Source organism: Moorena sp. SIO3I8, assembly GCF_010692325.1.
Classification (GTDB): Bacteria; Cyanobacteriota; Cyanobacteriia; order Cyanobacteriales; family Coleofasciculaceae; genus Moorena.
Genome location: NZ_JAAHHW010000096.1, coordinates 1 through 24,992, shown reverse-complemented (window position 1 = coordinate 24,992; position 24,992 = coordinate 1). Strand labels below are relative to the sequence as shown.

General features: G+C 43.8%; 23 protein-coding genes and 1 pseudogene. 12 read left to right on the top strand and 12 right to left on the bottom strand.

Annotation, left to right across the window (positions count from 1 at the left end; translation table 11 throughout):
- Positions 1-81 precede the first annotated feature (81 nt).
- Complete coding sequence (locus F6K51_RS26930; protein ID WP_293025913.1) at positions 82-207, top strand: hypothetical protein; 126 nt, start codon at positions 82-84, stop codon at positions 205-207.
- An 804-nt stretch (positions 208-1,011) separates the two neighbouring features.
- Here the strand turns inward: F6K51_RS26930 and F6K51_RS26925 are convergent.
- A complete protein-coding gene (locus F6K51_RS26925; RefSeq protein ID WP_293025911.1) occupies positions 1,012-1,194 on the bottom strand; it encodes a hypothetical protein in 183 nt (60 codons plus the stop codon).
- Positions 1,195-1,298: 104 nt separating this feature from the next.
- Here F6K51_RS26925 and F6K51_RS26920 point away from each other — a divergent pair, with 104 nt between their 5' ends.
- On the top strand, positions 1,299-1,811 hold the full coding sequence (locus F6K51_RS26920) for a hypothetical protein (protein ID WP_293025910.1): 513 nt from the start codon (positions 1,299-1,301) through the stop codon (positions 1,809-1,811).
- 224 nt (positions 1,812-2,035) lie between these two features.
- Positions 2,036-2,923 (top strand): hypothetical protein, encoded by an 888-nt coding sequence (locus F6K51_RS26915; protein ID WP_293025908.1) that lies wholly within the window; start codon positions 2,036-2,038, stop codon positions 2,921-2,923.
- Here the strand turns inward: F6K51_RS26915 and F6K51_RS26910 are convergent.
- Positions 2,920-3,390 (bottom strand): ATP-binding protein, encoded by a 471-nt coding sequence (locus F6K51_RS26910; RefSeq protein ID WP_365940245.1) that lies wholly within the window; start codon positions 3,388-3,390, stop codon positions 2,920-2,922. The two genes, F6K51_RS26915 and F6K51_RS26910, sit on opposite strands and share 4 nt — an antisense overlap.
- Before the next feature lie 390 nt (positions 3,391-3,780).
- A complete protein-coding gene (locus F6K51_RS26905; RefSeq protein ID WP_293025914.1) occupies positions 3,781-4,770 on the bottom strand; it encodes a sugar transferase in 990 nt (329 codons plus the stop codon).
- 115 nt (positions 4,771-4,885) lie between these two features.
- Between F6K51_RS26905 and F6K51_RS26900 the strand changes: the two genes are divergently transcribed.
- Positions 4,886-5,665: a 7-carboxy-7-deazaguanine synthase QueE gene (locus F6K51_RS26900; protein ID WP_293025906.1), complete on the top strand. Its 780-nt coding sequence runs from the start codon at positions 4,886-4,888 to the stop codon at positions 5,663-5,665.
- A 403-nt stretch (positions 5,666-6,068) separates the two neighbouring features.
- Here F6K51_RS26900 and F6K51_RS26895 read toward each other — a convergent pair whose 3' ends face one another.
- Positions 6,069-6,716: a DUF3318 domain-containing protein gene (locus tag F6K51_RS26895; RefSeq protein WP_293025904.1), complete on the bottom strand. Its 648-nt coding sequence runs from the start codon at positions 6,714-6,716 to the stop codon at positions 6,069-6,071.
- Between the two features lie 595 nt (positions 6,717-7,311).
- On the opposite strand from F6K51_RS26895, the gene F6K51_RS26890 reads away from it, so the two are divergent.
- Positions 7,312-13,845, top strand: coding sequence for a translocation/assembly module TamB domain-containing protein (locus F6K51_RS26890; protein WP_293025902.1), 6,534 nt, complete (start codon positions 7,312-7,314; stop codon positions 13,843-13,845).
- On the opposite strand, the gene F6K51_RS26885 is transcribed toward F6K51_RS26890, so the two are convergent.
- From F6K51_RS26885 to F6K51_RS26870, 4 genes and pseudogenes are all read right to left on the bottom strand, one after another.
- Positions 13,800-13,958, bottom strand: coding sequence for a hypothetical protein (locus F6K51_RS26885; protein WP_293025900.1), 159 nt, complete (start codon positions 13,956-13,958; stop codon positions 13,800-13,802). The two genes, F6K51_RS26890 and F6K51_RS26885, sit on opposite strands and share 46 nt — an antisense overlap.
- A gap of 83 nt (positions 13,959-14,041) precedes the next feature.
- A complete protein-coding gene (locus F6K51_RS26880; RefSeq protein ID WP_293025898.1) occupies positions 14,042-14,341 on the bottom strand; it encodes a hypothetical protein in 300 nt (99 codons plus the stop codon).
- 12 nt (positions 14,342-14,353) lie between these two features.
- Complete coding sequence (locus F6K51_RS26875) at positions 14,354-14,596, bottom strand: hypothetical protein (protein WP_293025896.1); 243 nt, start codon at positions 14,594-14,596, stop codon at positions 14,354-14,356.
- Positions 14,597-14,977: 381 nt separating this feature from the next.
- Positions 14,978-15,232, bottom strand: a pseudogene (locus tag F6K51_RS26870) (hypothetical protein).
- A 564-nt stretch (positions 15,233-15,796) separates the two neighbouring features.
- Here F6K51_RS26870 and F6K51_RS26865 point away from each other — a divergent pair.
- The 4 genes from F6K51_RS26865 to proX all read left to right on the top strand — a co-directional run bounded on the left by F6K51_RS26865 (position 15,797) and on the right by proX (position 18,179).
- Positions 15,797-16,357, top strand: coding sequence for a cold shock domain-containing protein (locus F6K51_RS26865; protein ID WP_293025894.1), 561 nt, complete (start codon positions 15,797-15,799; stop codon positions 16,355-16,357).
- Between the two features lie 53 nt (positions 16,358-16,410).
- Positions 16,411-16,788, top strand: coding sequence for a DUF433 domain-containing protein (locus F6K51_RS26860; protein WP_293025892.1), 378 nt, complete (start codon positions 16,411-16,413; stop codon positions 16,786-16,788).
- Between the two features lie 211 nt (positions 16,789-16,999).
- A complete protein-coding gene (locus tag F6K51_RS26855) occupies positions 17,000-17,128 on the top strand; it encodes a hypothetical protein (protein WP_293025890.1) in 129 nt (42 codons plus the stop codon).
- A 10-nt stretch (positions 17,129-17,138) separates the two neighbouring features.
- Positions 17,139-18,179: a glycine betaine/L-proline ABC transporter substrate-binding protein ProX gene (gene proX, locus F6K51_RS26850; protein WP_293025888.1), complete on the top strand. Its 1,041-nt coding sequence runs from the start codon at positions 17,139-17,141 to the stop codon at positions 18,177-18,179.
- Positions 18,180-18,306: 127 nt separating this feature from the next.
- Here proX and proB read toward each other — a convergent pair whose 3' ends face one another.
- A complete protein-coding gene (gene proB / locus F6K51_RS26845; protein WP_293025886.1) occupies positions 18,307-19,422 on the bottom strand; it encodes a glutamate 5-kinase in 1,116 nt (371 codons plus the stop codon).
- A gap of 514 nt (positions 19,423-19,936) precedes the next feature.
- Here proB and F6K51_RS26840 point away from each other — a divergent pair.
- Entirely contained in the window at positions 19,937-20,845 is a 909-nt protein-coding gene (locus F6K51_RS26840) for an MBL fold metallo-hydrolase (RefSeq protein WP_293025884.1), read from the top strand.
- A gap of 493 nt (positions 20,846-21,338) precedes the next feature.
- On the opposite strand, the gene F6K51_RS26835 is transcribed toward F6K51_RS26840, so the two are convergent.
- The 3 genes from F6K51_RS26835 to F6K51_RS26825 all read right to left on the bottom strand — a co-directional run bounded on the left by F6K51_RS26835 (position 21,339) and on the right by F6K51_RS26825 (position 22,856).
- Entirely contained in the window at positions 21,339-21,467 is a 129-nt protein-coding gene (locus tag F6K51_RS26835) for a hypothetical protein (RefSeq protein WP_293025882.1), read from the bottom strand.
- A gap of 174 nt (positions 21,468-21,641) precedes the next feature.
- The gene (locus tag F6K51_RS26830) at positions 21,642-22,184 is read right to left on the bottom strand and encodes a hypothetical protein (protein WP_293025880.1); all 543 of its coding nucleotides are present in this window, start codon (positions 22,182-22,184) and stop codon (positions 21,642-21,644) included.
- A gap of 537 nt (positions 22,185-22,721) precedes the next feature.
- Positions 22,722-22,856, bottom strand: a complete 135-nt coding sequence (locus F6K51_RS26825) for a hypothetical protein (RefSeq protein ID WP_293025878.1) — start codon at positions 22,854-22,856, stop codon at positions 22,722-22,724.
- 34 nt (positions 22,857-22,890) lie between these two features.
- On the opposite strand from F6K51_RS26825, the gene F6K51_RS26820 reads away from it, so the two are divergent.
- Positions 22,891-24,225: an ABC transporter substrate-binding protein gene (locus F6K51_RS26820; protein ID WP_293025876.1), complete on the top strand. Its 1,335-nt coding sequence runs from the start codon at positions 22,891-22,893 to the stop codon at positions 24,223-24,225.
- Positions 24,226-24,269: 44 nt separating this feature from the next.
- Positions 24,270-24,992: sugar ABC transporter permease (locus tag F6K51_RS26815; protein ID WP_293025874.1), on the top strand; the 723-nt coding region annotated here is incomplete at its 3' end.

Below are 24,992 nucleotides of genomic sequence, written 5' to 3'. Positions count from 1 at the left end.
TTATTTCAGAATTTTTACGGATGGCAAAGGAAGTAATATCAAGTCAGGTTGAATACCCATAATTAGAGGGAGGGTGGGGAGATGGGGAGATGGGAGATGGGGAGATGGGGAAATGGGGAGATGGGGAGATGGGGAGATGGGGAGATGGGGAGATGGGGAGATGGGGAGATGGGGAGATTTTTATTAAGGGTAATTATCCCGACATGATATAAATATGTTCATTAAAATTCATTATGCAATCGACAAAGTAGATTTACAAAAAATAAGTAATCTCCTTTCCAAGCTGCGTCGAATTGTATAGCGTTGTTCATAGCTATGAGGTACACATAATTTTTTAACTATTCCGAGATCCGCTGTTCCCTGCTCCCTACTCCCTATTCCCTACTCCCTATTCCCTACTCCCTATTCCCTACTCCCTATTCCCTATTCCCTATTCCCCATTTTGCAGAGTATTGACTACAATTTTCTAGGATGGCTTTGGCAGGTGTTTCAGCTTTGGACTTCGTCTACAAAGCAGCGAGTACACCTTGGCAGAATGTTGTGACCAGTTGCTCAACACCAGAAGGAGGTAGTGGTTTTAGGCCGAGAGTGGGATATTGTTACCAAAAATTCTGGGTTTAAAGCCCCGTCCTTCTAGGACGGCTTTTAGTTGACACTTATCTAGCGCCAGGGTATAATTAAAACATGAGTACAGGCTGAAAAACCGTAGGCTGAGCCGGGAGAGAGACCCGTAACTTATCGACCTAGAAGAAGTAATGCTCGGAGGGTAGGGAAAGTCCTCCTTAAAAACCCAATCATCAATTAACCGTTGGTGTGTGAACCCAGCAAAAATCACGCTTTAAGATAACACGGTACGGTGGGGCACACCGGAACCCGACGAAAAGGAAGAGAAACGGACTTTTTAAGGCACTTCCTATTAAGTAGTCAAACGCAATCGCGAGAATTGCCCGCTGGGTCTGTTGTGAGCTGACTAGAAACTTGGTCTTGACGGGTTTTTGGTTTAGATATTGTCTAATTTTTGGCGGAGTCAAAGATTGGAACACAACGGTTTAAGGTGACTCGTTGATCTAGGAATCCCCGCGCCTTTCGGGCTTTGCCCGACGCTACGCGAACAGGCCGGGGAGTGTCAATGGTCACGTATTTGACGAAGCCATGGGGCACTTGGGAAATCTTTGTTAGGTGCGCTTTCCCCATTAAGAATTAAATTCGCCACGGGTCGCACCTGTAGATAGCTCTGGTAAGGTTTCCCCTAGATAGTCTCGCTAAGTAAGCAGCATACATCATTCAAGGAGAAAACGATGACCATGTCTCGTGTAAAGACAATTTTAGCGACCATGTTACTCAGCATATTATTGCTGGTAACATCCTGCGCTCAAAAAGCCCCCTCTCGTTTTGACCAGGCACAACAGGCCAGCAGCCAGGCTAGAAGTGGTCAGGCTGTTGCCAAGAATGCCACTCAAGGGTCTCAATTCAACAAGTTTTTCCCACCATCAGGGGGCGGTTATCAACGAGTCTATACCCAGGAGAAAAAAGGCTTTGCTCAAGCCAAGTTGAAGAAAAATGGCACTGAGGTGGCAGTGCTCTCAATTTCTGATACCAGCAGCACTCCTACCACTGCTGCCAAATATCAGCAAAGTGGTCAAACCATTGCTGGTTATCCAGCCCGGGAAATTGGTTCAACTCAAACCGCTATTTTGGTCGGTAAGCGCTACCAGGTAAAGATCCAATCCCGAAATCCGTCGTTTACTGCTAGCGATCGCAAAGCCTGGTTAGCAAAATTTAACCTGAGTGGTCTTTCCCGACTTAAGTAAATAAAATGCTACAAGGAAAAAGGTGAATGGGGAATAACCATCCTCAATCACAAGAATCACAAGAATTACAAGTAAGTAGGTCATTAGTCATCAGTCATTAGTTATCAGTAACTACCATCAGTAGCTACGATCAGACTCGGTGTTGGTCACTCAGGACTAATAACCAAGGACTAATAACCAAAGACTAATGACTCGAAGGTATCAGATTGTAAAGGAGTCTGAGTGTGAGCAAACCAATTTATGAAATCGTTGATGATCTGCCAACGAAGAATATGACCATCTCGGCGCTGAAGTCTCTAGACTTTGTTGTGCCTGGAGAGTGGGAAAATTTAGTGGGATTTGAAAATACCATTCGTGGGATCACTGGTGAAGAAGACGAAGAGGTAATTCAGGAAATTGGCGATCGCGCCGTCTATCTGTTCAATGACCGCTCCCAGGGCTACCAACGAGCGCTGTGGATTTACCAAACCATTGATAGCACTGGTACGGCGTTGGGGGCAGCAGCTTTAGCGAACAAGGTTGGTGAAAAAATTCCCTTGTTGGGTTTCTTGAACAGCTTGACTCCGAAAGCTGACAAAGCCCAAACCATTGATCTGTCGATCAAAGTGGTAGGGGAATTGATCGGCTTTTGCCAAATTAATGGTCTGCCTGGAGATAGCATTGGTGACTTTGTGGCTGCCTTAGGTGACTATGGTGGCGCATCTATAATGCGTATGGCAGCGCTGGTTTGTTTTGATGGCCTGATTCCCCTTGGTCCTGACTTTATCATGGGAGTACAGTCAACTCTAGAGCGTCTAACTCCCAACGAGTTGGAAGACAGTGGGAGTTTCAAAGGGATCCAGGATGCGATTCCTGGGGATGATTCCCAGAGCAAGCTCAGCTTTATTGGTGAAAGCTTTGAATCGGTGAAAGGATGGATGAGTGATTTCGTTACTGACCGAGGTGTGACCCCAGAACAAATCGCTAATAACTTGCAAAGTTTTATTGAGTTTTCTGATGACAAGTTAGACTATCTGGCCGCTTTTCTGGATATGTCTACTAACTATTACGAACACACTGGCATTCAAAGTCTGGCGCGTAGCTTAATTGAACGCGCCGCAGCGGAAATCTAGCACCATTTACGCATTAGTAGACAATTACGTTGGTCAGACAGACGTTGGTAGGAAACTTCGTCTGTCAGCTGATTCATAAACATCAACCCTCTACCTCCTTCTTTTTCTAAAGGGTCATAGTCCTCTTGGTAGAGGGATTCCAGCTTGGATTGGAAATCAAAAGGCTGTCCATAGTCCCAAAGCCGCATTTCTAATCCATCAGTAAATAACTTTAGCTCCAGCTCTATTACTGTAGTTTTAGGTAAATGTCGATGAGCATGGCGTACTACATTAGTAAAGCCTTCCACCAAAGCAATTTGACACTGCTGCCAAAATTGCTGAGGCAGTAGGTCAGAAGTGAATTCCTCAAACCACTGTAATACATCTTTGACTTCACTCAAGTCTGTTTGGACCATTAGACGAGATTCTCGAAGCGGTTTGCCATTGCACATTAACCGACTGAGTTTCCAGGTTTTATTAATAAGCACCACTATTTTGTAAGATAAAAACAACAATGACTCTTCTGCAACACGGAGGTTACGATGATCATGTCGATGCAGATCGGTCTAGTGGGAACCACTATATTAGCCTAAATTGATCGAATTTGATGGTACTTTTAAAAATTCTGGTGTTTACACGGTCTATGGCATTACACTTGGCGGCAGTTGTCGGGAACTTCGGACAAGGTAACTTCGGATCAGCGGACAAGAATTGAGAAAGACAGCATCAGAAAAATACTTTGGCAAGAGGTCTATTGTGATAGTTTCTTAAAAAATAGTTTTCGATTCTAAGGTAAGCTAGGCTGGCATCTGATCAATTGCCATCACCTTCGCCACTAGGGGCGAAGGTGATTGGTCCAAACTCATCTAACCATAAAACTACATTCCATCTTTACGAACCACCACCAGGATAGTTTTGAAGATCAGTCTGATATCATGGGCTAAGCTCCAGTGATGTTGGTATTTTAAGTCCATTTCAATGATATCCTCAAAACTACGGATTTTTGAGCGTCCATTCACCTGCCACTCACCAGTGATACCCGGTTTTACGTTTAAACGTTGCCACTCCGGCACTTCATAGATTTCTACTTCATTGAGTGTTGGTGGTCTTGTACCTACTAAACTCATCTCCCCTTTCAGAACATTCCAGAACTGAGGCAGTTCATCCAAGCTGGTTTTCCGTAAAAAATGGCCCACTCTGGTGATTCTGGGGTCATTCTCATTCTTAAAAACTTTGCCATCAGCTTGATTGTTAACTTTCTCTTTTAGCTGTTCAGCGTTAGCACACATGGAGCGAAATTTCCAGATCCGAAACCGCTTTCCCATCCAACCACAACGGATTTGACCAAAAAAAATCGGACCAGGGCTATCTAGCTTAATCGCAAGGGCAATGGGAATAAACAAAATAGCAGTAATTCCCAAACCCAAGATTGCACCCACAATATCGATTAATCGCTTCACCGGAGATCTAACGGAGGGATGGGTTGTTGGTAAGTGATTTACTGATTTGTTGGTGCTTAGTGTGGTAATATTCTCTGATGGTTCTATAGCTAACCTTTGGTCTAGTCCTGTTATGACCAATACAGACATGACTTGGGGAGTGACATTTTTAAGCAACGTTTTAACCCCTTGCTCTAGGGCACTTTTGTGATTACTCACTAATGCACCGATACCACTGCTATCGATAAAATTAGTCTGGTGAAAATCAAATATGATTGTTTCAGGCAGAGGTATTTTTTGGAGAAGCTGCTGGAATAGTTGCTTAAACTCCACAGCTTCTAGTACACTGACACGAGTGGGTAATTCCACCACGGGAGTATCTTGTGAGAACACTACCTGGAAATTGTTGCTATTGACTGAATCAACCATCATAGAAAAAAAACCGCTAGATTCTAACCTATAGTATTGACCATTATTTTGTCCTAGAACCCTACGATTCTGCAAAAATTTAGTCATATATCATGAAATCTTTTAAAATGTGAATATGCTCTGTGGGAATCAAGCAACTGCCCGCCTGATCGAAGTTTTTTCTGCGATTCAAGGAGAAGGGCTAAATGTTGGCACTCGTCAGATCTTTATCCGGTTTGCCCTATGTGATCTAAGATGTCATTTCTGTGACAGTTTCCATACCTGGGCTGTCCCTCCTCAATGCCAGGTGGAACATACTCCCGGTAAGCGTGATTTTGAAACTTATCCAAATCCAGTCCCCTTGCGATCGCTACTGAAATGGGTTGACAGACAAAATAAACATCGATTGCACGATAGCATTAGCTTGACTGGGGGTGAACCTTTACTTCATACTCCTTTTCTGGTGGAATTTCTGCCTGAGCTACGACAGTTAACTGGATTGCCCATTTACCTAGAAACTGGCGGTCATCGTCCTCAAGAGATGGCAATGGTTTTGCCCTATTTGGACTCAGTGGGTATGGATATCAAGTTGCCCAGTGTGAGTGGAGAGAACAGATGGGCTGCTCACAAGGAATTTCTCAAGCTGTGCCACAATTCATCAGTGGAGGTATTTGTCAAGTTAATTATTGATTGCCACACTGACCCCACGGAGTTGGAACAATCTGCCGATTTGGTAGCAGCGGTTAGCCCGGAAATTCCAGTATTTCTGCAACCAGTGACTCCGGTGGAGGGGTCTGGGCAACCAATAGTTGCTCCTACTCCGGAGCAGGTTCTGGCTTGGCAGGCTTTAATGAAGCTTTTTCTTAAGCAGGTACGGGTGCTCCCTCAGACCCATAAAATGATCGGTCAGCTTTAGGGGTTTGTTGAAGGTTATTTGGTTAAAGGTTATTTGGTTAAAGGTTATTTGGTTAAAGGTTATTTGGTTGAAAATTCTTTGGTTGAAGGTTATTTGGTTGAAAATTCTTTGGTTGAAGGTTATTTGGTTGAAGGTTGTTCGCCTTTGGGGTTCCCTTTGGGTAGGTTGTTTGTCAGAATGCAGAATGTAGAATGAAGAATGCAGAATGTAGAATTCTAAATTCTTAATTCTTAATTCTTAATTCTAAAATGTTGTTCGCCTTTGGCGTTCCCTTTGGGTAGGTTATTTGGGTTGAAGGTTATTTGGTTGAAGGTGAACAAACAACAGTTAACAATCAACAGTTAACCATCAACCATCAACCATCAACCATCAACCAACAGTTAAGTCTTGCCTAGACATCACACTACATTGTTGTGCCTTCTCGCTTGGCTTGGGCTTGGGCTTTGGCTTTAGCAGCACTGCGTTTGAGAGCAGAGAGCCGGTCTTCGTATCTGCGCCGTAGACGACGACTAGGGGTAATTTCAATTAAGGTTTTCAAGGCACTGCCTAGACTCTTGTAGGCATTGGGTAGGGTATAGCCGAAGCGAGTGGCAAGTGCGATCGCTTTTTCGTCAGCTTCGATGGCATATTTGAGGTTTTTCTCCCCATTGTTTTTTTGATACAGTCGCCAACCTGAGACTCCGCATAGGGCTAAGGCCAACAGCAGCAGTAAGCCATCTTGTACCCACAGTTCCCCGACAGCACCCCCTAAACCAATGGCTAGGGCTGCCATTTCCCAGCCTTCTTTAGGAATTGTGTCATTTTGAATCCGGGCAACTTCATGCCAAAACAGGAGGTTACGCTGGTCAAGGGCGAGCTGCTCCCATTTAGTTAGGTCAATTTGAATTTCCACCTCGTCTGAACCCAGTTCTTCACAACGAACCAAGGGGGGATTGACTTCTGTGGACCCTTCCACCATCACCCAGCTTTGTAGCTCTGGTGGTAGTAAGGTTTTTAGTCGTCGGAGTTCACTCATTTCTGCTCTAGCAGAAGAGGCTGCATAGGATGTCATTCATATCCTCCTAGAAAAAACTTTTTCAAATTGAGATGTGTTTGACCGGACACTATCTACCGATTCGATTTACCCAAGTTTAAGATGTTGTGTACTCGACGAGAGTGAACTTCGAGGAACCCAATCATCAGTAGTACGTCAAACTAATCCCGTCAGCCGTCAGCCGTCAGCCGTCAGGTTATTTTATTCAAAAGTACCGATCTAGTAGCGTGGCACAGGCTTCTAGCCTGTGACCCATTAGCTGATAGCTGATAGCTGATAGCTGATAGCTGATAGCTGATAGCTGATAGCTGATAGCTGATAGCTGATAGCTGATAGCTGATAGCTGATAGCTTACCTAATCCCTAAGGGTACTACTGGGCACTAAGCGCGATCGCATGGTCTTGCGTTTCTGTATTTAAATTTATAGTAGCGTTTCAGGGCTAGCAGCTCAAAAACCCGATTAACCCATCATAAATTCTCCCCATTAGCCGATCACCCTATCTTCAGATTCCTATAAAATTTTAGCTACCCTGTATCAGTCAATTTCCGGAATATATTGCAGCTGATCTGGAATAATTTTCAGCAAATCCTCTAATCATCCTGATATTCGGATATGACCAAGCCTTCCCAAAATCCTCCCCCTGAACCAAAGGGAAATCAAAGCCGGAGTGCTGTAGCCACTGTACTGCAATGGGGAAAACGCCCCTCTACTATTACCTTTGCCATGATCTCCCTGACCATTGGTCTGGTGGGATATTTTGGGGTTAGGATGTGGCTATACCAAAACTTACCTGGCTGGATTGAAACTGAACTGAGTAAGGTTATCCAGCGAGATGTACGGGTTGGACAACTGAAAGCCCTATACCTGACTAGCCTAGAGTTGGGAGCATCCTCTATCCCAGCTACCACCACTGACCCTGACCATGTGGCTATCAAAAAGATCAAAGTAGGTTTTAATCCCTTGCCTTTGCTTCTAAAACGCCCTTTGCCTGTCACCATTAACTTGGTACATGTGGATGTGTATGCCCAACAAGAGGCGAATGGGGAATGGATTAATTTAAAAGACTTGAATTTCGATAATTCCTTCTCTCCTCCGATTGATTTTGATGCTAAGGTGCGGGTTTGGAATGGTAAAATTGCCCTCTTACCCTATGGTCAGACTAATCCATTCAAAGTCAGACTTGATGCTACTGCTGGGTTATCCGACAACAATAAGCGTCTCAGGTATAACATCACAACGGCTATTGCTGAGGGTAAGACCAAACTGAAGGGAAACACATTGCTGACAACTGGGCAAACTCAAGCTAGGGTCAACGTCCAAAACTTGGCCTTGGCGGAGCTGATGCCATTAATCAAAGCGGTTATTCCCAATATCCCAGCTAATCTCCAATCTGGTGAATTAGATGCCAAACTGAATATTTCCCTGCCTTCGATCAAGGACATCCCCGATGTCAACGGTAAGGCTGACTTTAAAGGGATTCAGTTGCAAGTAAAGCCTTTGACCGCACCAGTGAAGGCTAACGCTAGACTGCTTTTCGAGGGAGACCGGGTGCGCTTGGAAAAAACTCAGGGGAGTTATGGCGCACTTGAGGCGTTGGTATCTGGTGAAGTTGGTTGGAAAAAAGGGTTTGACCTGAATGTTGAGCTCACGCCCTTTAGCTTGGCGAAACTGCTGAAAACTGTTCCGGTGAAATCCCCAGTGCCAGTAGATGGGGAAATGGCAGCAGACTTATCGATTACCGGTCCGATTGACATGCCAGAGGTGACTGGCAAACTAAGGAATACTAAAGTGACCACTATCGACAAGGTTAAGTTGGCTCAGATTCAGGCTGACTTCGCTGGGAATTTTTCCCAAGTGGTCTTGACGGATTTCTTAGTAAGACCTGAGGCCGGTGGGAAAATTACTGGGCGTGGTCAAGTAAGACTGGCTAGTGACCAGCAAGGGGAAACTAAACCTCAGGGAATGCCCCTAGCGTTCGATTTTATCGCTGCCCTTCCGGTGGATGCGATTGCATCTCCCTATAAGCTGCCATCTCAGATTACCCTGGGCAAGCTTAACGCCCAAGCTACCATTAGAGGAAACACTCAAAACCCCCAAGGGAGTCTAATTTGGGAAGCACCAGCCCTATCCACTTCATCTTCAAAGGATATCGGGGTTTCTGGTGCTGGAGAACTCCTGTTGCTCAATCAGAATATTTTGCTGCGTAACACCCAGGTCAAGGTCGGTAAAGGGACAATTACTGCCACGGGTACAGGAAACCTTAAAACCAGTAAGTGGGAAGCTACTGTAGTGGCTAACGCTGTGCCTCTAGACCCCTTCTTACCCCTGTCGGGACAGTTGACCCAAGGAAAAATCAACCTCTCTGGTAGTCTCAAATCCTTTTCTCCTAAATCTATTGAGGCAACCGGAGATATGCAGGTGGGGGTAGAAGGGGGTAAGGTTAAGGCTACAGGTCAGGTAAATCGAGGCATGGTGGAATTGGAGGCCAGAGCCTCTAAAATTCAACTGAATAAGGTAGTGCCCAAGTTGGGTTTACCGATTGGTTTAGATTCTGGCAAAATCAACCTTTCTGGTTCCCTGGAGTCTCTGCTCTCCTCTAGCTCAACTCCCAACCTCAATAGCCTGATGAATACTATCGATGGCAATTTTAATGGGTTGCTCGGGGTGGGTGGGGGTAAGGTGAATGCGACAGGTCAGTTAAATTCAGGGAATCTGGATGTTAATGCATTAGCTGGTCAAATTAAGCTCAATCCCCTAGTTCCCACCTTGGCTATACCAGTAGCGTTACAGTCAGGTCAACTTAATCTTTCCGTAACCCTGGCATCTCTGCTAGCCTCTGTCTTGAATCAGGACTTCAACAGCCTCAATACTATTAAGGCCAATTTTCAGGGAAACTTAGGGGTGGCTGATGGTCAAGTTAAGGCGAAAGGCCAGTTAAATTCAGGAAATCTAGATGTCAATGCATTAGCTGGTCAAATTAAGCTCAATCCCTTAGTTCCTAATTTGACCATACCAGTAGCGCTACAGTCAGGTCAGCTTAATCTTTCCGGAAGCCTGGCATCTCTGCTCGCTTCTGGCTTGAATCAGGACTTCAACAGCCTCAATACTATTAAGGCCAATTTTCAGGGAAACTTAGGGGTGGCTGATGGTCAAGTTAAGGCGAAAGGCCAGTTAAATTCAGGAAATCTAGATGTTAATGCATTAGCTGGTCAAATTAACTTGAGTAATAGTATTCCTAATCTAACTCTACCGATAGCTCTCAAGTCAGGTAACGCTAAGCTTTCTAGTTCTTTAGAGTCTCTACTGGCTTTCGGCTCGTCATTTAACCTCGACCTACTCAAGCCAATTCAGGCTAGCTTTGATGGAAACCTAGGTGTAGGTGGTGGTGACGTTAATGCTATCGGTCAGTTAAGCTCTGGGGTGCTGACTGCGGATGCGATCGCAAACAGCCTGGATGTAGGGGAAATCGCATCCCAAATGGCGTTGGCTAACTTTCCAAGCTCTATCGACACCCAAATCGGGGGGAAAGTTAAGTTAAAGAGCCGACTTAACACCCTAGACCCCCCAACTATACTGAATCAGACTGACCTACAAGCAGACCTTAACGGAGTAATAGCCCAAGGGAAACTTAACCTAAATAGCACCCTCAGCAACGGTCTATGGCAAGCTGCCATCAATACTACTAATCTTGATTCCTCCTTACTGGTTAGTCAGTTATTACCGCAGCTGGGTAACCAAAAACTAGAGCTAGGACCGCTGAACAGTCAACTGAATTTATCCGGAAACCTCAATCCCTTGCTCAATCCTGGTGCTATTGCTACCATCAAAGCAAATACTTTATCGCTACAGTTGCCAAAACAATCCTTTAATGCTAAAGGAGTAATCCTACTGTCCCATCTCACCAAAACTAATCCTAGTCAGATGCCATGGGAGATGGGCACTGATCTAAACCTAGAGGTTGATTCTGATCTCAGTAGATTACCCTATAACCTGCTATTGAGTCGGTTACCTTTGGAGCAAATTTCCCCAGGGTATCAAATTCAGGTCAACGGTCAAGCTGACTTGAACGGTCGCATCCAAGGAAAAAATTTACTCTCAGCCCCCTTTCTACCTGGGAATTTGAATCTGACGGGGAATCTACAGCTATCGAATTTGAAGGTTAACGACTTAACCTTTGAGCCAGTGTTAGCTGGGCCAGTAACCGTTGCGCCAGGACAAGAATTAGCCATAGATTTACGAGGAAAGAAAGATGCGATCGCAACTCGCCTCCAACCCTGTACTAGAGAAGACTGTCTTGCTCCCTACCTGCCCGCATCCTTTACACTCCAACAGGGAAAAGGGTCAAAATTCCCGATTCTGATCACAGGAGTACGCCGGGGAGATAACTTAAGGGCTCAGATCAAGAATTTATCCCTAGCTATCCTTAATCTCACTCCTGGTTTAAACTATGGTATTCCCGGTAGATTAGAAGGTGACGTAACAGGGCAAGCAAACCTGAATCTTTTCACCCTAGAAACTTCTGGTCGTAATACTATCGACATTAAGCAACTTGCTGTAGGAGAAATCAACGCTAAACAAGTTAGTGCTAACTTCTCCTATCAAGATGACATTGCCCAGATCGCATCAGCTGCTTTAATCTTGGGTAACAGTCGATATTTATTCAAAAATGGTCGATTTAATCTCAAGTCTCAAGAAATAAACGGCAAGCTTACTATTCCAGAAGCCTATATTGAAGACATCCTGACTATTGTCAAACGTGTTGATATTATCGACATCGTCCAAAGATTCCAAACTACTAATTCCTCTACTACTAATTCCTCTAGTGATAACATTGGCAACAATAAATCTGGCAAAGCTGACCAATTACGACCATTCCCTACTATACCAGCAGGCTCCCTAGCTACTCTCCTACAACGGTTTGCTAAAATTAATGCCCAAGACGACGCTGTCGCTAACCAATTCGATCCTAATACACTCCTCACTAATTTTGATATTCGAGGTAAGTATACTGGGGAAATTGCTGTTGCTGGTATCTTGACTAATCCTAAAGTCAATTTTAATGTCGAGGGCAACAACTGGCAGTGGTATGCTAATTCCCCCAATCAAGTTATTGTGATCAACCAATTGGTTGCTAAAGGAAGTTACGACCAAGGTCTAATTACTGTGCAGCCAGCCCGAATGGAATTGGGCGAAACAGTCTTAGCATTTCAAGGAAAGCTTGCCCAAGAAACCAACTCAGGAGACTTCCTCCTCCAGAATTTATCTCTAGAGACCGTTAGCAACTTAGCAAGCAATTTTGTCACTATTCCCTTTGAGATTGCAGGTAACTTAAATGCCAAAGGCGAGCTGGGGGGTAGTCTCACCAATCCCGAAGTTACCAATGGCCAAGTCGCTGTTGTAGATGGCACTGTCAATGATACCTCTCTAGATGATATTGAGGTGACTTTCGACTATGTTGATTCTCGTCTTGACTTTGATACCAACAAACCAGATTATCTACAACTGTCTGGTAACGTCCCCTTTCCCCCCAAACCCAATAGCGATCGCATAGATATCAACCTCAAGCTGGCAACTCCAGCCATGGCACTCCTTAGTGTAGTGACTCAAGAACAAGTGGCATGGGTGAATGGAGAGGATAGAACAGCTGATATAGAACTGGATGTTAGTGGACGTTTGGAGTTAGCAGATAGTATCAAAATTAAAGACTTATCAGGAACATCTGAGGTTAATATCCAGAATGGTACTATCAAAACCAAGCTCCTGGAGGATGACTTTACTCTCAATGTTGTAGGCAAGGTTAAGTTAGATCAGCAACGCTTGGAAGTAGTAAACTATCCAGATAAAGAAGGTCAAAAAACTCTCGAAGGTGACCTAGCAGGGATTGGATTCTCCCTGTCTGGGAAATTGCCGATAGTGTCAAATAGGATAGCGTCGAATACAACAAATTACTCCAATCCCCTAACCCTGAAAATTCCTAAAGATAACCTAAAGTTAGCAGGGCTATATGAAGGGGGAGTAGCCGGTAATGTCGTGATTACTGGTTCAGCATTGCGTCCAGTTATTGGAGGAAACATTAACTTAGACAATGGGCAAGCTTTTATCCCCAAAATACAGGAAACCAAAACCCAAACAAGTGACGAAAAAACTGTTAAGAATAGGTCTAATCAGACTCCCTCATTAGTACGTAGTAGAATCAATAATCTGTTTGTGCCTAGGTTAAATAACTTTCAGGTAAATTTGGTAAATGAGTTAAGAGTCCAACAGTTTCCCCTATATGATTTTCGACTAGCTGGTGATTTAACCCTCAACGGTCCTATCAATGGCAATCTCCAAAACTTAAAAGGATTGGGAACAATTAAGCTAGGACGTGGGGAAGTTGATGTATTAGAAACCGAATTTGTTGCAGACAGGCGGTACAATAACACCATTGTATTTGTACCAGAACAGGGATTACTCAATCCCAATTTAGATCTTAAGTTTAACACCATAGCGTTTGAGCCTTCTGGTGCCTTACGTCAAAGACGGATTGATAACGAAATCCTTGAAAATGTCTTGCGTTCTTCTCGACCCGACCAAGTGAAGATAACCCTCGCCATCAAAGGTCAAACTAGTCAAATCCTTGCCCTAGGAGGAGAGAAAGATTATTGTGCTGATCAACAAATTGTTACTAGTGGACAAGATAGTGGACTAGCTAAACTTGGTTCAAAAACAACCATCTTGTCTCGGCAACAATTCCAACAGCTTGCTGAATGTGTTTATGGCGAAGCTATAGCTAATAGTGAAGACAAGGCGTTTCTATTTTCTCCCATTGTCACCTTAACCAGTACTCCTCCCCGGAGTGAAAGTGGAATTATCGCTCTGCTCGGTAACAGTTTTATTACCCAATTTGAAACTATCGCTAACAGCAACGAACGAGAAATAGCTGAGTTAGTGATTACTCAGTATGTTCTTCGACCAATTATCAAAGATATTTTATTTACTGTTGAAGAAAAAGTCAGTAATGTCGGGAGATCCATCGGTTTAGCTGATTTACAGGTTTACCCAACCTTCGATGCCGTTTATGATTTGGGCGAAACTTCCTCAGTTGAATTGAGTTACGACTACGTGTTTAATGAGGTACAAGTTAGATATAAATTGCAATTTTGATTAGCTAAGGGAGTAGGGAGTAGGGAGTAGGGAGTAGGGAGTAGGGAGTCGAAAGATATCTTAACCTTTCCTTCGACTACTATAACAATCAATTTCAGTACTGAAATAGTCAACTATTATCACTGTTCCCTGTTCCCGATTCCCAATTCCCGATTCCCGATTTCCGATTCCCGATTCCCGATTCCCTTTCCTATAACTATTTTTTCAAAATACTACAGATAAGTTCCCCTGGACCATTGTGTTGAAATAGTACAACAGTTCTGTCTTTCTTAACTCTAATGCGATTGCGACAATTATATATTTCTATAGGAGTAGCAACGCCATTAACACTAACTGATGCTCGATATTCCCATAGATACTTAGCACTCCGCTTGATGCTAAGGATGCAAATCCGGTTGTTATTCTTAGTGCGGCAGTAGGAGAAAGCAACAGCGGGAGGAGCAAAGGCAAAGGATAATGTTAGCAACAGCAATAAAGTAGTGATGTATTTTCTCATTTTTGAAAGTTGTTATCGGAGGGAGTAGGGAGTAGGGAACAGGGAACAGGGAGTAGGGAATCGGGAACAGGGAACAGGGAACAGGGAATAGGGAATAGGGGAAGTGTGGGGAGATGGGGAGATGGGGAGATGGGGAGTAGGGAGTAGGGGAGATGGGGAGAATTTTATTAAGTAGATGTAGGGTGGGCAGTGCAACAGACAGATTGATGTGCTTGCCATCGGGTTGCTAGGCACTGCCCACCAAGGATTAATCACAATAGAACACTTGTTGATCACCTCAAGAGGTCTTGTGTTGATCAGCTGAGCCTGTTAATAACCTACAACATCATAACCTTAAACCTACCCTACTCGAACGCCAAAGGCGAACAACCATCTAACCTTCAAGCAAATAACCTTCAACTTACTAACCTTCAACCATCTAACCTTCAACTTACTAACCTTCAACTTACTAACCTTCAACTTACTAACCTTCAACTTACTAACCTTCAACTTACTAACCCCAAAAAAAGTAGCCGCAGAACTATGTTCCACGGCTAGGAATTGTTACTTATGTCTCAACTTTGTAAACCCATCCGGACGTGATCCGATGTGATTGGCCTTTGGCCAGGGGGGGAAACCCCCCCAAAATTTAAGCCCTTAACCCAGCATTAAGTATTTTGTCATTACCGTCATGAATTCGCCAGGAATTTCAGTTGGCTGAAGGGGGCTCCACTCGTCAATTTGGGCGTAACCCCGTGCATAAAGGGTATGCATGGTGTTGATTATTGCCTGGCGGGAGCCTTTCAAAATGTGCTTAATCGGGTATTTTTTTTGGGAAGGTTACTGAGGTGTATTACTAGGATTTATCTCCTCACGATTGTTTTCTGGGTTAGGGCGTAAGTTGTCGGACATAGTTAACAATTAGTTGTTATTATATAAATATAAACATAACTATTATAATTTAATTTGTCAAAAATTTTTAGATTTTTTTTAGGATAAGGTATTTAAATAAAATGTAGGGTTATGTAATAAAAAAAACAAAAAACAGGTAAAAGGGAACAGGAAAAATAGGAAATATTAGTTAGCGATCGCGTAGCGTGACCTATGGTCAATCGCGTTTTTTTGGAGTAGTTTTATCGATAGCAACGGAAATATTAAATCGATAAAGTAATAAATTGTGATAATTTTTGCTCCCGACTCCCGACTCCCGACTCCCGATTCCCGACTCCCGACTCCCTATATTTTCCTGTGTTAAAATAAATCGAGATTGGGTTTCAGGCATCTGGTAGTTAATGCTATATAATTAACTGGAGGCTAATCGTTGAGTAATTTAACGGGCTTGATTGAAATCTCAAGCCATCAGGACTTATTGCCGAGTGCAGACGTGGTGTTTGTTCACGGGCTAGGAGGGGATGCTTTAAGCACGTGGCATTTGGTAAAACTCAAAGATGATGCACATGATCATGAGACTGTTATATGAAACCTGTTCTACATCAAGGAAAACTGATAACCTGGAAAGACGATAGAGGCTTTGGTTTCATCAAACCCAATGATGGTGGTAAAGACGTTTTCTTACATATCAGTGCTTTGAAAGGAGCAAGTCGTCGCCCAAAGGTTGGAGATAGGATTTTATACGAGCAAGTTGCTGAACCCGATGGCAAAATACGCGCTGCCAGAGCCTCCATTCAAGGTGTTGCACCTCGACCTTTGCCAACTAAAAGAAAACCGAGGAAAAGAAGTTTACTCGAAACCGTTCTTGGTCTCGTAATTATAGTTGCTATGGCATTGTTTACAATCGAGTTCAGTCCTAGTCGTTCTCCCTCACCAATCACATCGAGTCCCTCACCAATCACATCGAGTACGAAGCCAGGATGTATGATAAAAGGCAATATTTCCGTCACAACAGGCAAAAAGTTGTATCATCTTCCAGCCATGGAAGATTATGAATCGACAGTTATCGATCCATCCAAGGGAGAAAGGTGGTTTTGCACGGAGTCAGAAGCGATCGCAAATGGTTGGCGTAAAGCACCAAGGTAACCACAGCCGCCCAACACTCCGTAAAATAGAGATACATTAAGGAAGCGATGGATATGGCTCCAGTTTCTAATAGCAAGACAGCTATAGTAATACGCACAGAATGGGGATTAACCATTGCCGGAACACGCATCACCCTCTACGATGTGATGGATTATGTCACGGCTCAGTATCCACCCAAGTTTATTGGCGATGTTCTTAACCTAAGTAAGGAACAAGTAAGCGCTGCGCTGTCATACATTGAAGACAATCGTAGCCAAGTCGAAGCAGAGTATGAAACTATTTTGCAGGAGGAACAGGAAAACCGACAGTATTGGGAAGAGCGGAATCGAGAACACTTTGCTCGCATTGCAACAATGCCCCCTAAACCCGGTCGAGAAGCGTTGTGGGCAAAACTCCAGGAACAGAAAGCAAGACACGCAGAGAAAGCATGATTTTCTTGATTAGACTTCGCGGCAGTTGTCGGGAACAGGGAACAGCGGATCTGGGAACAGTGGACAAGAATTGACGTAAATACTATCAGAAAAATACTTTTGCAAGAGGTCTAATCAATAGCAGTAGAGTGGGCAGGATGCCCGCTAGAGTGGGCAGGATGCCCGCTGCGCGAATCAATAGCAGTAGAGTGGGCAGGATGCCCGCCCGGAAATGAAACAGGCAAGATGCCCATGCCACCAACATGCCCATTCCACCCTATGGTCCGTAGTCAGCATTGCGCCTTACCAGAATTTCATGGAAAATCTAGCTGTAACATCTCCAGAGCAACTGATCAAATAGAATCAAAGAAATGACCATCAGGAAAATTAATAAATTTATTTGTGCTATTTTAGCAGCAGCTTTATGCTTCAGTTTAATCGCCTGTGGAGCACAGACCCCAAATGGGAGTCAATCCACAGCAGGTAAAGGAGTAAAGGTCCGTTCTGCATCCTCCGTTTCCACCTATGCCTTATTTGTTTCCGAAATCATCAATATTGGATTGGAAAAAGTTGGTTATAAACCTGCAGCAATAAAACAACTTAGTATTCCCCTGGCACACATTTCTGTCAGCAATGGAGACGTGGATTTCTACAGTGTTCATTGGCAAAATATACACAAAAAATTCTTTTTACAAAACGGTGGTGACCAAAAATTAGAAAAGGTGGGGGTAATTATTGCTGATGGTTTGCAAAGCTATCAGATAGATAAAAAAACTGCTGAACAATACAAAATTACTAATTTGGGACAACTAAAAGACCCCAAGATTGCCAAGCTTTTTGACTCTGATGGAGATGGCAAAGCTAACTTAACTGGTTGTAATCCAGGTTGGGGGTGTGAGTTGGTAATTGAACATCAGCTCGATGCTTACAAGTTGCGCGATATCGTTGAACATGACCAAGGCAACTATGATGTTCTCTTGGCCGCCACATTGGGTCGCTATAAACAAGGACAACCGATTTTATTTTATAGCTATAGTCCCCACTGGTCAGTGACAGTATTAAAGCCAGGAGAAGATACCATTAGATTAGAGGTTCCTTTTCTTTCACTACCTAAAGAACAGGAAAATATAACAGAAAAAGATACTACTGTTGACGGAAAAAATGTCGGTTTTGCTGTCGATCAAGTTCGGGTGATGGCAAACAAGAAATTTTTAGCAGCTAATCCAGCTGCCAAACGCCTGTTTGAGTTGATTACGGTTCCGATTGAGGATGTGAATGCTCAACAAAAACTGGTACAAGATGGTGAAAGTAGCCCAAAAGATATTCGCCGCCATGCCGAAGAATGGGTGAATAAAAACCAGGAACTCTTTGATAGTTGGGTAGAATCAGCAAAAAAGGCAGCCACGAATTAAAACTATCCTCAAAACACCGCTATATAGCGTTTATGATAGCTATCAGGTACACAAGATTTTTTCCCTACTCCCTACTCCCTACTCCCTACTCCCTACTCCCTACTCCCTACTCCCTACTCCCTACTCCCTAATTCATCAGTACCAAATTATCCCGATGAACCACAGTTTCTGCCCCCTTGTAACCCAAAATAGTTAGGATTTGTTCGGATTTATGACCTCGAATCTTATGTAATTCATTACTGTTGTAATTCACCAATCCCCTAGCAATTTCATTACCATTGCTATCACATAGCTCTACCGCATCTGAGGAGCGAAAATCCCCTTCTATGGCAGTGATACCAGCTGCTAAGAGAGATTTGCCCCCATCATAAACTGCCTTGAGCGCTCCATGATCAAGATAAAGTTTCCCGGCTGGCACTAAACTGTAAGCAATCCAGTGTTTGCGGGCTTTATTGGCTTGAGCTTGGGGTGCAAACTGGGTGCCCAGGGATTCTCCCTGTAAAATTCTTTCAATGTTATCCGGACATCGTCCTTCAGTGATTACAGTTCTAACCCCAGCATTAGTAGCAATTCGGGCAGCAGCAACTTTGGTTACCATCCCACCAGTGCCCCAACCAGAGCCTGAGTCATCAGCTTGTACCTCTAGTTCAGTTAACTCCTCAATGCTGTTGACTGAAATAATCGGTTCAGCATCTGGTACCTTACGGGGGTCTGCTGAATAAAGTCTATCCACATCAGTTAGTAAAAACAACCAATCCGATTCAATCAAACTAGCTACTAGGGCGCTAAGGGTATCGTTATCGCCAAATTTCAGTTCATCTACGGCTACAGTATCATTTTCATTCACCACTGGGATCACCCCCAGCTGGAGTAGTTCCCGAAAGGTAGCATAGGCATTAACATAGCAACTACGCTGTACAAAATCTCGGCGGCTGAGGAGAATCTGAGCAATGGGTTGGTTGAGGTTGTTAAATAAGTCATCATATATCCGCATCAGCCGTCCTTGACCAACCGCTGCGATCGCTTGTTTGAGAGGGAGTGTATTAGGTCGTGATGTTAACCCCAGTCGCCCACAGCCAATCCCCACAGCGCCAGAGGTAACCAGTACCACTTGATGACCTTCAGAACGCAGCCGAGTCAGGGTTTCCACTAGGGCAGCAATGGTAGATAGAGCCAACTGACCTGTTGCTGGTTGAGTTAAACTAGATGTGCCGACTTTGACAACTATCTTTTGATTGGTCATTGGTGATTAATCTGGTTTCTGTTGATCATACCTCCGAGGGGGAATCTATGTCAGGTGTAGTTTTCCTCTGGTACCACTGCCAAGTATGTGATTTTGATCACATACTTTGGTTGTGTAACCTACAACACATTCAGGTAAATATTGCTACGCTTTTGGGAATCATAGGAATAAGAAGTACTTGCTAGCAGCATTGATGAACTATACTGGTAAACTTGAGCTACTTTGTATAACGGATACACCCTACCACAACAGGGTAATTCAGTCATCTAATCACCTCTAACCAGTAACAATCCAGGTGAAATCCTTCGTGATTATTAGTCTGACGCTTGTGCTAAGGCCTCCTGTGCAATGTGCTTGAATTCTAGCTATCAAAGCTAAGGGTAAATAGGAATTGGGCCAAGGGTACTTGACTATTCTAGCTTTACCTTTTCCCCTTCCTGGATTACCATACACTGACATCCTCTTAGTCAGCCGTCACTGATGAACTAACTGCAAAAGCCTGCAAGGAAAAATTATGTCTAATACCCACAACTTATTCACTATTCGTTTTTGGGGCGTCAGAGGTAGTATTGCCTGTCCAGGACCAGAAACAGTTCGGTATGGAGGCAACACACCTTGTATAGAGATGCTAGTTGGTCATGAGCGTCTAATTTTTGATGGTGGCACAGGGTTGCGAGTTTTGGGACAGTCTCTACTCAAGGAGATGCCGGTAGAAGCTCATCTATTTTTTACCCACTCTCATTGGGATCATATTCAGGGTTTCCCTTTCTTTACCCCTGCCTTTATTAAAAAGAATTGTTTCCATATTTATGGCACCTGCGCACCTAACGGTGCGACCATCGAGAATCGTCTAACTGATCAGATGACCCACCCAAATTTTCCAGTTCCCTTGCAAATTATGCAATCGAAAAAGAAGTTCTATAACCTTGAGATCGGAGAAACAGTCAAGATTGGTGAGATTACGGTAGAAAATGCGCCCTTGAACCATCCTGGTGAAGCCGTTGGCTATCGAGTTAACTGGCGAGGCTATTCAGCTGCCTACATCACTGACACAGAACATCTCGAAGAGGGTTTAGATGAAAATGTCCTGCGGCTGGCCCGTCATGCGGACGTGATGATTTACGACGCTGCCTACACTAATGAAGAATACTACTCTGAGGTATCAAGCAAAATGGGTTGGGGACATTCCACCTGGCAGGAAGCTATTAATGTTGCTCGAGCTGCTAATGCCAAAAAATTGGTTATCTTCCATCATGACCCCCTGCATAATGATGATGTTTTGGACCATATCGGAGAACAGGCTGTTAAGGAGTTTTCTAATACGATTATGGCGCGGGAAGGTCTGGAAATTGAGCTAGTGCAATCTTCTGGGTCACATCTGCTTGAGGTTAAGGATGGGAAAATGCCTCTGAGCAAAGTTTAATATAGCAATTTTCAAGGTCGTGAGGTACAAAATGCTAGGTTTTAGGGAGCAGGGATTAGGTTTTAGGGAGCAGGGAGTAGGGGGAAATAAATTGAATTTACCTCATAAGCATGAACAACAGTATGATCAACGCTATATCTAAAAATAAAATTGCCAATTACTAATTAACAATTAACTGTCATAAAATAACTGACTTGAAAAGTGATTAACTGTAATTAACATCACATGCTTCTTATAGTCATAGGCGGTCTTTTTAAAGTAAAGACCGCCTATAAAGTTCTGCTGATAGCTTGTTAGCCATCAGCCATCAGCCTATGCGCTACGCGCACCCTGCTTGAGGTGCCGTCAGTGGTCAGCCGTCAGTGGTCAGCCGTCAGCTTCTTTTATTAAAAAGCTGTTTCCGTAGCTTGGCCAATAGCTGATACAAAATAGCTGATACCAAATAGCTGAATGCTGAATGCTGAATGCTGAATGCTGAATGCTTACTTATTTTCTAGGCTGCAACTTTAGCTTGCTCAGAGACTTGGGGTGCTGCTTTTAGAGATGTTTGGAGAGATTCTAGCTGAGCCGATAGGTTTTGGTTTTGACTTTGGAGTGCTTCAACTAGCACAATTTCTTTCACCAGAACTTGAGGATTTCTGATGCTTGTGGATGGTTCAGAAGCATCAGAAGTATTCTTGATGCCATCGCGAATGGGGGTTCCACCCTTTGGCCGACTGCATCCCTTGGTGTAGCCTAAGAAAGTTTGAGCAGAGGCAAACTGATAGATTGCAGCTTTTACGTTTCTCTGCTGCCATCATATCCCTAGGTTTTCAAGCACTGGTTGCTGGGTAACTACTAACGGTTCCATTAACGGTTCCATAACTGTTATCGGTTTCTCCATGACCACGGTCCCAGAAACCTTCTTTGCCATCGGTACGCTGGCAGCATCAGCAAATTTTACTTCTTGATAAGCAACCACATTATCTAGCTTCTGTTGCTTCTGTGTGTTCAGCTCGGATGTTGAAACTTGTAGTTGTTGAATTAACTTTTCCTTTTCCTGAAGAGCTTGCTCGATAGTGTCTAACTCAGACTCAATGGTAGCTGACTTCCGGGAAGAGTCCTGCCACCCAGCTACAGTAGCATTAGATATACCTACTCCCAAACTGATTAACATCGCTAGTCCCAAGTAAGGAGCCGCCGCATCCTTGACCTTACCATGGAAAAATAGTTCATCTTGGATGCGGATGGTGAGGGACTCTTCACCAAATATGGCTACAGGTAAGGTGAAGATACAAAAGAGTGTAGTGGAAATGAATACTGGTGCCAAGATGAATTTTTGGATTGTAGATCCGTTCACAATTACTCCCTTAGGATAGCTACGTAAAACTTAATGACTAGTACCGCTGTGTGGCATTGAAACTCAAAAATGCCAAATAAAAAATGCCAAATAAAAACGCTCATCATGTCTGCTTTTCATTGGTTTTTAACAGTAGGTTTATAGCCAGCGTTTTGTCCTAGTTTGAAGCTCAGGGGTTTGCGATCGCCTCTGCGTTATGTTAGGGATTGGGTATACCTCATGTTTGATTTAAGTCCAATCCGAGGGCAACTCCATAACTTTCCTTAACTTTTAGTTATCGACTGCTCTTGGCCAGATCGGTAGATTATTTGTGTACGGAGCAAAAAGCAGGAAAATACCTGCTACGGGGCCTGTAATTTTACCTAGCCATTGAGTTCACGACCAGTACTAGAACTTGTTTAAGGTAAGCATTTAATCATGAACCAATCTACATTCGATAAATCTTTCCTGACACCAATCGTGTTATCAACAATTATCTTTGCTCTTCTGAGCTTGCCCATAGTTTTGCTCGGAGCAAAGCCGATCTGTATGAATCTCCTACAGAGTCGGATAGTTGATGGTAAACTGATGAATGCTGCGACGCGCTGATTCAGGACGACCTTGGTTGTCTATAGCAAAGGGAACAGGGAGTAGGGAGTAGGGAGTAGGGAACTTCAGATCAAAAATTCTCACAATTGATTTAGGATTCCTATATAGCAGTTCTCCCATGACAAAGAGCAAAAAATTAGGCCAAGGTTTCACTAAACTGCTTAGACCTGTCATAATCCTGATTATTTTGGGAATTCTGCTTGCCAGTGTGATCCTGTCCCAGTCTTGGGCACTACCAGCACTGACCCAGCACCCTGTGAAACTCACCCTATTGATGGGAGCGGGGGAATTTTCCTATTGGCAGGAACTACTGGTCAAGAATTTTGAGGCAGAGAATCCAGATATTCAAATGGAACTGATCGAAGGACCATTAAACTCTGACTTAACAGAAGACCTCTATACGTCGGCTTTCATTTTAGGAAACTCACCCTATGACCTGATTAACATGGACGTGATTTGGGCTCCTAAATTTGCCGCTGCAGGGTGGTTACTAGACCTATCAGACCGGGTTACTAAGGAGTATTTAAAGGAATTTCTGGATAAAGCAGTTGATTCAGGACGCTACCAGGGGAAACTATACCGCATACCATTCCGTTCCGATGGTGGTATGCTCTACTATCGTAAGGATTTGCTAGAGCAAGCTGGATTCCAAGCCCCAAAAACTTTTGAGCAGTTGGTCAGCATTTCCCAACAATTGCAGGAAAACCATGATCCAAAATGGGGCTATCTTTGGCAAGGTCGTCAATATGAAGGGTTGTCAGCCATGTTTGTGGAGATACTTGCAGGCTTTGGTGGTTTCTGGGTTGACCCGGAAACCTTGGAAGTGGGTTTGGATAAACCGGAAGCGATTCAAGCTGTAGAGTTTCTGCGCAGCACCATCAAACAAGGGATTTCACCCCCTGGTGTCACTACCTATCGGGAAGAAGAAACACGACTGTTGTTTCAAAATGGGGATGCGGTATTTCTGAGGAATTGGCCCTATGTTTGGTCATTAGCAAATCAAGAGGGTTCAAACGTCAAAGGCAAGATTGGCATTAGCCCTATGGTTCATGGTCCTGGTGGCAAACCTGGTTCTTGCTTAGGAGGTTGGGGTTTGGGAATTGCTAAATCTTCCAAACATCCTGAGGAAGCCTGGAGGGCTATTGACTATTTCACCAGTGAGAAAGCCCAGCGTCGGTATACTCTGGAAACTGGCTATCTGCCAACCCGACGGAAGCTGTTTGCAGACCCAGAGATTGTTGAGAAATATCCCTACTATCCAAAATTGCTAGAGGTGTTAGAGGGCTCTGTGTTGCGTCCACCAGTTGCCCAATATTCCCAGGTATCGGATATTTTACAACGGTACCTCAACGCTGTGCTAACTAATCCCAAACTCAGTGCTGAAAAAATGATGAAAGCAGCAGCTGATGAAACTCGTAGGCTGTTGTCGGTAGAATTAAGAATTAAGAATTAAGAATTAAGAATTAAGAATTAAGAATTAAGAATTAAGAATTAAGAATGAAAACTGATCCGATAGCAGCACAGGAGCAAAGGACAGGGTGGCTGTTGGTAACACCAGCATTGTTACTACTCCTGCTAGTCTATGGCTATCCTATTTTGCGTTCGTTCTGGTTAAGTTTGTTCACTAAGAACCTAGGGACACAGCTACAACCGGTCTTTTCTGGTCTGAATAATTATGGGCGAATGATGGGGGATGGTCGCTTCTGGCACAGTCTCTGGAATACTGTGATTTTTACCTCAGTATCTGTTGCTCTGGAACTGGTGTTAGGAATTGCGATCGCATTAATTTTAAATCAAACCTTTAAAGGCAGGGGTATTGTGCGCACCATCGCCATCCTGCCTTGGGCCTTGCCAACTGCTTTGATCGGTCTAGTCTGGGCTTGGATGTTTAATGACCAGTTTGGGGTTTGGAATGATATCTTACTACGTCTAGGTATTATTCAAGACGGAATCAACTGGCTAGGATACCCGACAACAGCGATGATGGCAGTGATTGCCGCAGACGTTTGGAAAACTACACCCTTCATCAGCATTTTGCTCCTAGCTGGCTTGCAGTCTATTCCCCAAGACCTATACGAAGCCTATGCCCTAGATGGTGCTACACCCTGGCAAAGTTTCAAGCAAATTACTCTACCGCTATTGACGCCCCAAATCCTAATTTCCCTACTGTTCCGCTTTGCCCAAGCATTCGGAGTCTTCGACCTGATCAAAGTGATGACA

What these genes read in the sequence shown, in the direction of transcription:
- F6K51_RS26930 (WP_293025913.1), top strand. Translation starts at nt 82, where the DNA reads ATGGGGAGATGGGAGATGGGGAGATGGGGAAATGGGGAGATGGGGAGA.
- F6K51_RS26925 (WP_293025911.1), bottom strand. Translation starts at nt 1,194, where the DNA reads ATGGGGAAAGCGCACCTAACAAAGATTTCCCAAGTGCCCCATGGCTTC.
- F6K51_RS26920 (WP_293025910.1), top strand. Translation starts at nt 1,299, where the DNA reads ATGACCATGTCTCGTGTAAAGACAATTTTAGCGACCATGTTACTCAGC.
- F6K51_RS26905 (WP_293025914.1), bottom strand. Translation starts at nt 4,770, where the DNA reads ATGGTTGATTCAGTCAATAGCAACAATTTCCAGGTAGTGTTCTCACAA.
- F6K51_RS26900 (WP_293025906.1), top strand. Translation starts at nt 4,886, where the DNA reads ATGCTCTGTGGGAATCAAGCAACTGCCCGCCTGATCGAAGTTTTTTCT.
- F6K51_RS26895 (WP_293025904.1), bottom strand. Translation starts at nt 6,716, where the DNA reads ATGACATCCTATGCAGCCTCTTCTGCTAGAGCAGAAATGAGTGAACTC.
- F6K51_RS26890 (WP_293025902.1), top strand. Translation starts at nt 7,312, where the DNA reads ATGACCAAGCCTTCCCAAAATCCTCCCCCTGAACCAAAGGGAAATCAA.
- F6K51_RS26880 (WP_293025898.1), bottom strand. Translation starts at nt 14,341, where the DNA reads ATGAGAAAATACATCACTACTTTATTGCTGTTGCTAACATTATCCTTT.
- F6K51_RS26865 (WP_293025894.1), top strand. Translation starts at nt 15,797, where the DNA reads ATGAAACCTGTTCTACATCAAGGAAAACTGATAACCTGGAAAGACGAT.
- F6K51_RS26860 (WP_293025892.1), top strand. Translation starts at nt 16,411, where the DNA reads ATGGCTCCAGTTTCTAATAGCAAGACAGCTATAGTAATACGCACAGAA.
- F6K51_RS26855 (WP_293025890.1), top strand. Translation starts at nt 17,000, where the DNA reads ATGAAACAGGCAAGATGCCCATGCCACCAACATGCCCATTCCACCCTA.
- proX (WP_293025888.1), top strand. Translation starts at nt 17,139, where the DNA reads ATGACCATCAGGAAAATTAATAAATTTATTTGTGCTATTTTAGCAGCA.
- proB (WP_293025886.1), bottom strand. Translation starts at nt 19,422, where the DNA reads ATGACCAATCAAAAGATAGTTGTCAAAGTCGGCACATCTAGTTTAACT.
- F6K51_RS26840 (WP_293025884.1), top strand. Translation starts at nt 19,937, where the DNA reads ATGTCTAATACCCACAACTTATTCACTATTCGTTTTTGGGGCGTCAGA.
- F6K51_RS26820 (WP_293025876.1), top strand. Translation starts at nt 22,891, where the DNA reads ATGACAAAGAGCAAAAAATTAGGCCAAGGTTTCACTAAACTGCTTAGA.